This window comes from Pedobacter endophyticus, assembly GCF_015679185.1.
Classification (GTDB): Bacteria; Bacteroidota; Bacteroidia; order Sphingobacteriales; family Sphingobacteriaceae; genus Pedobacter; species Pedobacter endophyticus.
Map to the genome: position 1 here is coordinate 2,487,788 of NZ_CP064939.1, position 12,564 is coordinate 2,500,351.

The 12,564-nt window shown below is 43.2% G+C and carries 8 protein-coding genes; 1 reads left to right on the plus strand and 7 read right to left on the minus strand.

Going from position 1 to position 12,564, the window contains the following annotated elements:
* The first annotated feature begins 144 nt into the window (after positions 1-144).
* Complete coding sequence (dinB, locus tag IZT61_RS09950; protein WP_196100987.1) at positions 145-1,245, plus strand: DNA polymerase IV; 1,101 nt, start codon at positions 145-147, stop codon at positions 1,243-1,245.
* Positions 1,246-1,538: 293 nt separating this feature from the next.
* Here the strand turns inward: dinB and IZT61_RS09955 are convergent, their stop codons facing one another.
* The 7 genes from IZT61_RS09955 to IZT61_RS09985 all read right to left on the minus strand — a co-directional run bounded on the left by IZT61_RS09955 (position 1,539) and on the right by IZT61_RS09985 (position 12,559).
* Entirely contained in the window at positions 1,539-4,007 is a 2,469-nt protein-coding gene (locus IZT61_RS09955) for a glutaminase family protein (RefSeq protein WP_196100988.1), read from the minus strand.
* A 553-nt stretch (positions 4,008-4,560) separates the two neighbouring features.
* Positions 4,561-5,394 carry a PKD domain-containing protein gene (locus IZT61_RS09960; RefSeq protein WP_196100989.1) on the minus strand — a complete coding sequence of 278 codons (834 nt, stop codon included), beginning with the start codon at positions 5,392-5,394 and terminating at the stop codon, positions 4,561-4,563.
* 24 nt (positions 5,395-5,418) lie between these two features.
* Positions 5,419-6,858, minus strand: coding sequence for a PA14 domain-containing protein (locus tag IZT61_RS09965; RefSeq protein ID WP_196100990.1), 1,440 nt, complete (start codon positions 6,856-6,858; stop codon positions 5,419-5,421).
* Between the two features lie 27 nt (positions 6,859-6,885).
* The gene (locus IZT61_RS09970) at positions 6,886-8,589 is read right to left on the minus strand and encodes an alkaline phosphatase family protein (RefSeq protein ID WP_196100991.1); all 1,704 of its coding nucleotides are present in this window, start codon (positions 8,587-8,589) and stop codon (positions 6,886-6,888) included.
* 34 nt (positions 8,590-8,623) lie between these two features.
* Complete coding sequence (locus IZT61_RS09975; protein ID WP_196100992.1) at positions 8,624-10,243, minus strand: DUF5008 domain-containing protein; 1,620 nt, start codon at positions 10,241-10,243, stop codon at positions 8,624-8,626.
* Between the two features lie 26 nt (positions 10,244-10,269).
* Positions 10,270-11,004 (minus strand): hypothetical protein, encoded by a 735-nt coding sequence (locus IZT61_RS09980; RefSeq protein ID WP_196100993.1) that lies wholly within the window; start codon positions 11,002-11,004, stop codon positions 10,270-10,272.
* A 22-nt stretch (positions 11,005-11,026) separates the two neighbouring features.
* Positions 11,027-12,559, minus strand: a complete 1,533-nt coding sequence (locus IZT61_RS09985) for a RagB/SusD family nutrient uptake outer membrane protein (RefSeq protein ID WP_196100994.1) — start codon at positions 12,557-12,559, stop codon at positions 11,027-11,029.
* Positions 12,560-12,564 lie beyond the last annotated feature (5 nt).

The following is a 12,564-nucleotide window of genomic DNA, read 5'->3' on the forward strand; positions in this document are numbered from 1 at the left end:
AATTTTTGCAATAAATTACACCTCAGGATGACAGCGTTAAACCAGGCGCCAACCTTAAAAAACAGCACAACTCTCTCCCTATTTTGTAAAGAAAAAAAATCTGGTTAAATATTCAGCGTAAAATTTCCGAGATTTAGTTTGCAAATGTCCGATCAAACCTCACCAACAGTTCGCAAGATTATCCATATCGATATGGATGCTTTTTATGCATCTGTAGAGCAGCGAGATTTTCCAGAGTTACGCGGAAAACCAATTGTTGTTGGTGGCAAGCCTGATAGACGCGGCGTAGTGGCAACGGCAAGTTATGAGGCCCGGGTTTTCGGGATTCGGTCGGCCATGTCGTGTAGTAAAGCTTACCAGTTGTGCCCCACAGCCATTTTTGTTTATCCGCGTTTCGACGCCTATTCTGCCGTTTCGAAGGCGATAAGGGAAATATTTAGTCGCTATACTGATATTATCGAACCACTTTCGTTAGATGAGGCTTACTTAGATGTTACCGAAGATAAACTCGGACTTGGTTCGGCTATTGATATTGCAAAGTCAATTAAAGAGGCCATTAAGAATGAGTTAAATCTCACCGCTTCGGCCGGAGTTTCTGTTAACAAGTTTGTGGCCAAGGTAGCCTCTGATATGAACAAGCCCGACGGATTAACTTTCATCGGACCATCTAAAATTAAGGCCTTCATGGAAAAACTGCCCGTCGAAAAATTTTTCGGCGTGGGCAAGGTTACAGCGGCCAGAATGAAAGCCATGCAAATTAACACCGGTGCCGACTTAAAGAAATTGACGGAACCACAACTGACTGCTCAATTCGGAAAATCGGGAAGCTTTTACTATAAAATTGTACGCGGAATTGACGACAGACCGGTAAGGGCACATCGCGAAACCAAGTCTGTTGGAGCAGAGGATACCCTAGCGGAAGACACAAACGATGACGCCGTAATGCACGATTTACTCAAGCAAATTAGCGAAACGGTAGCCAGCCGATTGGAAAAATACCAGCTGAGCGGTAAAACGATCACGGTAAAAATCAAGTTTGAAGATTTTAAGATCATTACCCGCAGCAGATCTTTCGGCGTAGCCATAAATAACGCAGCAACGATTTACAAAGAAGCGATTAAACTTTTGGAGGAAGCGGATATCGGCTTTGCCAAAGTTCGATTACTGGGAATTACCTTATCGAGATTTTATGATGAGGTAGCGCCGGAGAAACCAGAAAGCAACCAATTGGAATTTGAGTTTTAAAGCCTCACCCAATCAACGGTGGTAGGTAGGCAAATGTAGTAATAGCCCTCTCCAGAAGAGAGGGTTTTAAAGGACTGTAGTTTGAACCCAAAACGCTAAAGTTAGGGGTTCAAACCACTTTACCTTTGTTTCCCTCTCTCCCGGAGAGGGATTAACAGGCAAAGCCTATCACTATACTTTCAAAGGGTGAGGCTCTAACCTTAAAGGTTCAAACCACTTTACCTTTGTTTCCCTCTCTCCCGGAGAGGGATGTGTTGTCTTTTCAATAGCTTCAACCTTTCAAAGGGAGAGGCTTATTTCAACTTATCAGCAAGCATTTTCATATAAAAACCGCCCACTACGCTTCTGGCTTTAAAGTTATCGCGAATACCGGTATTCGAATCGTAAAAATCGTTTAATGGTACTCTCGATTCGGTTTCAATAGCATGCTTATAAACCGGATGAACCAATGCCTCAAATTGCTCGCGGGTTGGTGCAAACGTGGCTGTCCATAAAATCCAGTCGTTTTTAGTATAGGCTTTTCGGCTATCGAGCGGAATACCGTACCTGTTCTGCTTAGTTAAATAATACTTTGTTTCGGTATTATAAATCTTTTGCGGGAACAGGTTTAAATTGAGCACCTTATCCCAAACAAGGTTATATTTTTGGCTCCAGGTATCTTTATTATCAAATGTTAACGCATAGTGATCGCCTGCATCGGCCATTTCCATCCATTTAGGCACCATGCTTTCGGCAATAGCTCTGTACTTTGCTGCAGTTTCTTTGTAACCCAATGTTTCGGCCATTTGTGCGTAACAGGCAATCCCAACAATGGCCTTAACCGATAAGTTTGCATTTCGGGCAAGGTGGCCGGCAAAATCATCCGTACACAACTGCGTTTTCGGGTCGAGTCCTTCTTTTACCAAATAATCAGCCCAGGTGGTTAAGGTTTTCCAGTGCAATTTTGCGTAATTGGCATTTCCTTGCGCCTTGGCAATTGCCGCGGTTAAAATAATCATGTTTCCCGATTCCTCAACTGGCATTGGCTCGCCATAGGTTTGTCCGTTCGCTTTTGGATAGGTACCTAAATCGTGCGCCGCCCAAGGGTGCGGGTATTTGCCGCTTTCGCTGAAATAGAAAATACCATTCAACATTCCTTGCAATAACGCGGGATTATAAATGAGGTATAATGGCGCTGAAGGATAAGTTACATCAACGGTGTTAATAAAACCACCGCTATTGTTCTCTTTCGATAACCATAAAATTTCGCCTTGCGGGCTTTTTACAAGCGTATGGGCGGCAATGCTTTGGCGATAGGCCAGCATACATAAATCGGCGTATTCTTTTCCGCCCGATTTTAAGGCGTCGGCATAAACGGATTTGTTAAAGGCATCGCATTTGGCCATCACCGATTTGTATTGCGTAGCCGCATCGGTTAATTGTCCTTCAATCGTTTCTTTGCCCGATGTGTTCCACCAAGGTCGTAGATTCTTGTTGAAGTATTGTACGGAATAAATTTCGTCGTAACCCAATTCAACAAATTTTTCTACGGCTGCTTTTCCTACCGTGCCAAACGGAACGATAGTATTCAAGGCCAGCATTTTCCCTGTTTTTGCTGTCGATGCTGAATTGCCTTTTCTAAATGCATCGGCTGCATCTTTCTCTGAAGTTACAAATTGAATGGTATTGGCCGCTTTTGGTGCCGCAACATAAAAATAGCCCCAATCGATACGCATATCATCGGCACCTTTTTCTAATATGGGTTGTTCTATAGTACCCGTTTTTAAAATCGATAGTTTAGCCGTTGCGTACTTGCTGGCCGTAACTTCTTGCGACGGTCTGTAAACAGCAATATTGGATGAGGCACTTAAAAAGGCTTTAACCTGATGCGTTTTGTTATCGTTAGCTTTTACCTGATACGTGATGTACGATACCGGCCTTGCAAACAAACCCAAATCGTTCATGAGCAGTGGCGAGGTAAAGGTCAGCTTCAAATCAACTTTGCCACAAGTAAAATTATAAATGGTCTGAGTTGCGGTTACATCAACGCTTTTTTGTTTGGCCAGCTGAACTTTCCCGGCATTATCTTTCTCTTTATTAACCAATCCAAAATCAAGGTAGCGGCCACCAGCTGTATTTATCAGGTGAATGGCAATTACGTTTTGGCCTGATTTTAAGGCATTTTTATCGCTATTGTTCAGGGCGATATACTGAAAGGTATTTGTCCAGCCCTCTTTTGAATAAATCTTTTTCCCATTAAGGAAAACCTCGATATTATCATCGTGATTGATCTTTAGAAAAAGATCATTTATCGACGCAGGGTTGGCTACCGTAAAGTTCCTTCTCACCCAAATATCATGCGATTTCCACAGGGTTTTAACATTCTTTGCGTCGTCGCCTATAGGTGCAGATCCGGTTTTCCAATCGTTTGCGCCATAATTAAATGCGCTCCAATCGCCTTTAGGCTCGTTTTCTGTGTACTTTACTTCGTATCCCTTCTCGTCTGAAGTGCCCAGTATAGTTTTGTAACTAGGCGTTTCTTTTCCTAAAAAGCGATAAATATTGCCATCTACATTTAACATTCCTAATAGCGAATTTTCTGCTCCGGTCCAATGCGTAGTTGATGATTGGTTCAAATCATCGGTGTTTGACCAGATGCTGAAATAAGTGTTGTGCGTAATTAAAGGGTAAGAGGGCGCCTTTCGTTCCTGAGCGTTTAATAAACTGCTGATAAAAATGCAGCCCATCATGCCCAGTAATTTAATGGATTTAAACTTGTTCATAATTTGTGTGTGTATAGATTTTTTTAATAGGAATTCGGTTAGAAAACACAATAGTTAAACGTTTTACTAAAGTATAAAAATTTATTCAATTTACCGTATGGTTGATGGATGAATATCTGCAAAGCATGCTTTAATCTCGATAGCTAAAAAAACCATCCGATGAATATGGGCTAGATGGCTAATATTCATCGGATGACTTCATAACCTCTCCCTATCAACGTTTGGGTTAAAAGCAATGCCTCTGCTTTCCCTCTCCTCGAGGAGAGGGATGTACAGACAGAACAAAAACCACCGCCGTTAAAAGGGAGAGGTTTTAGGCGCCAAATAAAAATCCAATAGATACCGGATGACTGCATAACCTCTCCCTATCAGCGTTTAGGTTAAAAGCAATGCCTCTGCTTTCCCTCTCCTCGAGGAGAGGGATTTACAGACAGAACAAAAACCACCGCCGTTAAAAGGGAGAGGTTTTAGGCGCCAAATAAAAATCCAATAGCTCATCGGATGACTACACACGACAAAAAAGCCCTCCTTTTTGGGGAGGGCTGGCTGTAGCTTAAGGCTGTTTCTTATTAATCGTCCATTCAGACAATTGGAATACCCTTGCCGATCGGGTTTGCTTAATGTATAGCCTGTAAAATTTGTAGGCCACATAATTATCAAAATGGAACAATTTAGTTTGGTTTCTACTTGCTCCGGAATTGGTGTTTTCCCACGGGCAAACGGTTACCGTATGTAAATCGCGGTACTGAATTCCATCTGTTGAGCCCTGCAAAATCCAGAACTTCGGATCGCGGTCTGCAGCATCATTGCCCGATGTTAGCGTATAGGCACCTACAACCTGCGGCGTTTTTAATTCGAAGGTACATCTTTGGGTTCCATCGAAACCAGCCTGTAAAAACTTGGTTTTGATATCGCCATCGACCAGTTTTTTAGAGCCTTCGCCACTATCGGCACCGGCACCGGCTTCTAAATTTACCGAGAAAATACCGCCAATGGTTTTCATGTAGTTTTCGCCACAAATTGCGTAGTTAATTGTGGGGTCTACTACTTTTATGTTAACCTCTTTTACCGCCGTGTAGCCTTGTCCGTTTCTGGCCGTTAGTACCACATGATAAGTACCCGGAAAACGATAAACGTGTTTTGGCGACACCTCTACGGAGGTACTGTCATCGCCAAATTGCCAAAGCAGCGACTTATAGTTTTGCGGGGTGGCGGTAAACTGCACCTCTAAAAATTTTGTCGGGTCGGGCAGCTTGTAGTCAAAAGCAACCAATGGTTTTGGCTCCTCAACTTCTTGCACAACCTCTACGGTTTCGTCTTTTTTACATTTTACCGTTAACACAACGATAAGCAGCAAAAGCGAAAACACACTTAATAATCTTTTCATATTACTTTTCATATCAATAAATGTTTATGGTGTAGGATATAACTGGCTTTTTGGAATTACGCGTTTACTTAAAACGTTGGGCACCTCAATTTCGAGATAAGCCTGCTGTCCACCCACGTTTTCACGGTGGTGTGCTTCAATTTTATAACGTTTACCACGCTCTAAAAATATGGTTCCCTTTCTGGTATCCTTATCCCACTGGGTGGTATAATCGTTTACGAGGGCCACGCCGTTAACATACAACCTCGAACCATCATCCCAACGGGTTTGGTAGAAAGTGTAGGTTCCGCGAACAGGCGCAAGGAATTCTCCTGTCCAACGGGTAGAGAAATTATCTCTGCTTAACGAAACTCCTGCCGAATTTTTAACGCCGTCCGGCCATCCGTCGCCGCTAAAGTTAATAGCCTCGTCAACTCTGGTTACAAAGGGTGCACGACCATCATCAGGATCCATTTGGTAGTTGGTGTAATACCTTGCGGTTAGGCCGGTACCTGTTCCTGAAATGTAAGAGTTGTTATCGAGGTTTACATTCGGATCTACCGTAACAATGAGCTTGCTATTTGTTGGGTGAATGACATGGTTTGTTGCATCGCTGATACTCAGGGCAAAGGCAAACTTTTTATTTGCTGCAATGTTGGCATCGAAAACGGGCCAGGGAATGGAGAGCCTCACGGTAGCGCTGGAAGCGCCTGTGTTAAAACGCACCAAAGTATCGAGCGAGTAATCTTTTGCGGCCAAATGGATGGCGTTTGCCGGAAGCGTTCCTGCTGCAACCAGGGTTGAGATGGTATCTACGTTATCTTTAATTTTGATATTAAATGCGGATGATGGCGAATTGGCCAGACTTACAACGAGCGGAATGGTTATTCCTGCCGGGCCAACAATGTAAGTGCCCTGGTAAACCACGTTGTAGGTACCGCCACCGTTTAATGTAAGGTAATGCAAATCGGTGGATTTCAATAAATCCTGCGTATTGATCACCACCAATATGGTCGATTTACCTCCGGCGATTTTGTTGCCCTTGCCCGGCGCTGATAGTTTTAATGCAAAAACCACTTTTTTGCCAAAGTTACGTTCCAGCGTCGATCGGCGAACGATTGCAATACCTTCGCCACTATCGTTACCGTAAGCCACATTAATTACCGTAGGATATTCTACTGCTGCCGACGGCATTAAGATGGCATTGGTTAAGGTTCCATTATTAATCAGCTGGGTAACGGTATCGTTGTTGAGTGTTAAGCCCACCTGAAAAGCTTCTTCGGCAACTCCGGATAAGGAGATTTTGAAGGGAACTTTTACAAACTCATTATCGATGGACACGTTGCCCACCACAATGCCTTCGCCGGTTATGCTCCTGCTGGCCGGATCGGGTTGGGATAAATCTTCTATTTGCGACTCTTTGCAAGAATAGGCACCCACCATGGTGGCTAATCCTATTACTATTAAGTATACAACTCTTTTCATTTCGATATTTATTATATTATCAATATTCTATTGATCTAACCAAACCCGTCCATCAAGAGACCATGTTTGCTTGTTGGCTATTTTTAACCAGTTTATTACTTGTGTTGGAATATCTGCTGTTTGCGGCACCAAAACGGCCAAAGTGCTGGCTGATGGCGGACAGATCAGATCGTTAAAGTTTTCCCAAACATATTTTCCTTTTAGCGTAAAGTCGTGCCCTTGTGATGAAAGATCGATCATTTTATCGCCGTTTCCATCGGTTGCAGGCCAGTAACCTACCAAATAGTTGTAGGATGGATGGCTCTGATCGATAGAGGTTTCGCAGGCATACTGACCAATTACGCTTTCTGGAACGCTTAACTTAAAGAAACGAATATCGGTAACGTAGCAATCGGGCACGCCGTGGCCAGTACCATTTAAATAACCCAATTTAAGCGGATTTGAATTGGCCAGCGAACCAGAATTGGTAATTTCTACTTCGTTATTATATACACCGTTTGTATACGTTCGAACAAAGCGTTGGGTGCCACGTTGCTCTATCTTAACCGAAAGGTTTTCCCATTTGCCTTTGCTTAAATCGCCGCCACGGCATTGTTTGTAGTCGGTATCTTTTGTACCTCTCCATTCAAAATACCAATACGCTTCTTCGAGGTAAATTACCCAGCCCACGCTTGGGTGACCGCTAGACCACTCCTTCCTTTTCCCCAAAATACTCGGCCACCTAAAAATATCCAGATTCTTTTTAACCTTTAGCTCAATGGTCATTTTGGTGGTATCGTCTATATTATAAACGGCTGCATCAGCACCAGAAATTTCAGCTCTGATGCCTGTATCAATCAGCTTTACGGTTTTACCTAAATACCTGTTACCGGTAAATGGTTTAACAATAATTCGTTTTTGATAGGTTGAACTGTAGTAAATGATGAAAGAATTATTACCGGGTTTGCTAAAAATGGTTTGGTCATCGGTATTGGCCGGAAGCGTATAAGCACCGCCATCGCTTGATGCGATAACCACTAACCAATCTTCGTTAAGGTAGTTTGGGCGTTTCTTTAGTGCGGCCATAATTTCGCCTACACTGCTATCAAATTTTTCGATAGCGGTTTTGTAAACAGGAAACGAATTGTCGTAGCCGTTCGCATTCGCCATACCTGCTTTATCCACATCGGTAAAATGCCCAACAATAACCGAAGCTGTATCTGTATTCAACTGATTGATTACAGCAGCCTTTACCTGATCATCGTTATTTACAAGGGTACTGATATCGGCACCAGTGGTCAGTTTTTGAAAAACAGAAGATGAGGTGTAAGCCGCAATTTTGGCCTGTGGCTGGATGTCCTTTATGCGTTTAAAAATGATGGGGTAATTTTGCAGGTTGTTGTTGGTCAGGTTATCATCAGCCACCATATGCTTGGCTTTTTTTGCGCCGGTAAGCATGGTTGCCCAATTGGTTGCATTTTGTGTTGCATCGGGCTCGTTTAGTGCCACCCAGCTATAAATGGAATTTGGCAACAATGCGTTAATATTTGGAATGTTTGCTGTTGATACGGATTGCCCTCTGGCGCCATCTACCACCAGGTAAAGCACTTTTCGGGCACCATACCTCACCTGTGTGGTATCGGTACCGTCTTTTTCAGCAAGTGTTCTATCGAATTCCTTGTTACAAGAAAATATGGCCGTTGTAATTACTGTGGCGATTACACCAAACAATAATTTATATCTTTTCGTCATGCTCATCTTTGTTTAATATTTTATTAGGCTTTTATTATTCAATAGTAACTCTCATGATGTTGTTGTACGGCTGGTTATCGAAACGGTTAAACGAACCAAGCAACAATAAGGCTTTTTTACCATCGGCGGATTTGGTTTCGACAACATCAGATAAAATGCCGGAGAATGGCCCGGTTGCATTATAGCCGGGAGCGAGTGCGCCGGTTGGGGTAAGGATCATAAAGCCATTTCTGGTTACGTTATCGTACTTTCTAAAATCGCCGCTTACCACAATGAGGCCGGTCGAAATCTGCCTTGCAAAATAGGCGTATCCACCTTCGTACGATTTTGCAGTAAATGACTCATCAAGCGAACCATCTTCGTTAAGAAGCGCTATACCATTTGCGGGCTTTCCGTTGTATTGTGTAAACGAACCTGTAATTAAGTATTTTTTGGTGGTGGAATTATAGGTAAGTGAACCGATGGTATTATTGGCTCCGGTACCGGGGTTAAAGCTTGCATCTTTCGTTCCGGCGGCGGTTAAGCGGATAATACGCGAAGCAGGCTGATCGTCGAAAGTGCTGAAACTGCCGAACACCACTAATTTTTCTAAGTTGGCCGCATCGGTGTGCATATAAGTATCTACCGGGCCGTTGGCGCTCACCCCACCCTTGTTGGTTGCTGTATTAAATCGATAGGTTTTATCCAACGAACCATCGAGGTTGAAACGTAAAATCTGACGGATCTCGGTACTATCCAAAATAACGGTATCTCTGGTGTTATCGTAATTTGCCTTGCGGTAATCTCTCTTTACATAATATCTGAAATCGCCAGTAGCCAATATTTTTCCCTGGTGGGCGTACACCCTGTTAATGTAGGCATTGGTACCGCCGTTAAACTTAGGGAACCATTTATGGGTAATGGTATCGGTTAATGTTGGTCTTCTTTCGGTTCTGATGTAAACCGTATCGATGGCACCATTTGGAAATAAAGTAGTAATGTTGCTGATATTTTCTGTACGCTGATTATAACCGGTAAAACCTCCGACAATAACAAAACGGCCACCTATTTCGATTACGCGGGATAAAGTTCCGTTTGCACCCCTGCCTGTTCTAAAGGTACGGTCGTATTCGCCATCTAACGATACCCTTGCAATTCTGTTAATCGGCGTTACAATACCTTTGTTATCGTAATTGGTAAAGCTACCGATAACGAGTGCCCGGCCATCGTTCATTTCGTAAAACTGGCTCACATAACCATTTGTTCCTGCAGTTGCTTTCCAGGTAATGTCGGTTTTAACGAGGCCAGTTACGGTAAACTGCGGTCCAACAACCAGTTGATCGCCAATGGCAATCGATATATTGCCGGTACTGCCCGTAGCAGGTACTTTAGCGATTATTTCGGTTGCGGTAATATTTACTACTTCTGCTTTTTCGCCGTTAAACATCAGGTTTAGCTGATCTTTGTACGGCATTAATCCTGTTGCTTTAATGGTAACTGTTGTACCTACAATGCCCTCGGCGGGTACCGGCGGTGCGGTTTGGCTTATAGCAATGCCAAGTGGCTGTTTGCCTACACCGTAGGGATCTTCGCCTAATTCTTCTTCCTGCTTGCAACCCTGGATAACCAGGGCAATTAGGAAAAATATGGTTAGCATGTATTTGAGTTGTTTCATGTTCTAATCTTTTATAGGTAACCTAATTATTTTGCTGTAGTTGTTGCGCTCGGTGTTAAGCCCGTGGTATAAACATCGTTGTAAAACTCGTAACGGTTAAATCCTAAATAGGAGCCGGTATAAGCAAGTGCATGTACTACGCCATTTGTTGGTTTAATATCCGAGGAGGCAACGGCTATAGAGGTCCAGTTATCGTTTGGCTTCGAAATATCGGGGATGTAGGATAGCCACAACTGGCGGTACCCGATGTAACGAACGCCATTTGCATCGCCAAATACAACACCAATGTTCGATACGTCGTTGTTATAATCGTAATACAATGCGCCGGGGTAAATTGTTCTTAAGCCCAAATCAATTTGTGGGTAATCTCTTAAACGGTTAGCGCCTTTAAACATATAGCGCTGAAGGTATTTTCTCCAGATTACCGGCGAGATCTGATCGAGGGTTTTCACGGTATCCTTACCCGAAAAGTACAAGAAACTGTTGAGCCCCTCGGTTCTTATGGTACCGATTGTCCGCTTAATCACGTCATCGTCGAAAGCAAAGAAAGTGAAGTCTTCAGTAGTAAATTGCTTTTCCAAACCCGCAAGCTTTACAATTTGCGCAACGGTATCGAAAGGAACTTTTTTGGCCTGCAGGTATTCTAACATGTTGCCGGGGTAATCGGGGTTTGCCTTACCTCCATCTATATAATATTCATCGCGTTTACAAGCGTTTAATACCAGTAAAAATGCGGCACATATTACTATTAGCTTTTTCATATCTTTAATGTTTCTAATCATTTTAATTACCACCGTTAACCCAATAATCGTTTAATACAACAAAAGGATTGTTGTTTCTTGCATTGGCGTTTAGCGGCCAGGTCCATGCGCCACGATTAAATTTATCGGCTGTAAGCACATTGTAACTCCACTGGTTGCTCAATATCCGTTTGGTGCGCACCAAATCGTAATAATGGTGTCCTTCGCCGATCAATTCTCTCGATCTTTCATAAAAAATGAAGTCTTTTAGTGACGAACCCCCTCCGCCCGAATATCTCGATGCCTGTGCACGGTCTCTAACCATATTTAAAAGTTTAATGGCATCGCCATCTTCGCCAATATTGGCCATTGCCTCTGCAGCTAACAGAATTTCGCCGCCGTACCTAAAAATCATGAAGGTGTTATCGGGGTTGGCATCTTCCTCTCCTGTAGCAAAGGCATTTTGCGCAAATTTTAACATCATGAACTTGCCGTTATCGGCAAAAATGTTTTCGTCAAACCAGGTGGTAATTCGTCTGTCGCTACCATCCTGAAACAGTTTTTGCATGTACTCGCCACGGTAATAGGCAAAGCTTACACGGTGCGTATATTCGGGGCGTTTGTACGGATAATGCAAAAACATATCGGCCACCGGCGCAAGGTTGGTATTGGCATCGCCGTAGTTTATACTGCGGTAAAACTCGAACAAACTCTCGTCCGATCTTCCCTTAACTACAGTTGCCCAATCGGTTATTGGCACTAACCTAAATGCGTTACTTGCAATCAGTTCTTTGCCCAAAGCAGCGGTTTCTCTGTAATAGTTGTCGGCGTTGGCCGCATCAAAACCAGCATTCCACATGTTCATCTCCATCATTAAGGCCACAATACTGCCCCTGCTTGCCCTTACTCCTTTTATGGATGGATCGCTGTAAGTCCAGGCAATTGCATCTTTATAGGTTTTTAAATCGGCAATACACTTATTTAATACAGATACGAAGTTTTCGCGGGGTTGGGCCGTTGCATGGAAAGGATCGGTATAATACACCACATCGCCAAACAAGCGCACCATAATAAAGTAACTTAACGAGCGAATGAATGCTGCTTCGGCCTTAAAAGATTGCTTTTCTGCTTCTGTTACGCCGGGGATTCCTTCATCGAGCTTAGCCATTAAGATGTTGGCGCCCTGAATGGCCTGATAATATCCTGTCCAATCGGTAATGCGGTTAAAGTTATAGTTGATATCTGTAACCCATGGCACGCCACCACTTAACAAATACAATAAATCGTTTCTGCCCAGCGCCTCCACAAACGAACGTGCAGGTGCGTGGTCTGACTGGCTTTCGTACATCACCTCGCCCGAACGATACTCGCCCGTGGCACCAATAAAGTGCGTTTCGTTGTACTTGCCGAAAACAATTCGCGATAGGTTGTAAATGTTAGCAACAACGTCTTCTTTCGATTGGAAAAAGTTGTTCCCGGTAAGTTTGTCCAGAGGCTGAATATCCAAAAACTTTTTACAAGCAGGCAAGCAAAATGTGGCTGCAAGAATTATGGTGTAAATGATAATTTTTTTCATAATAA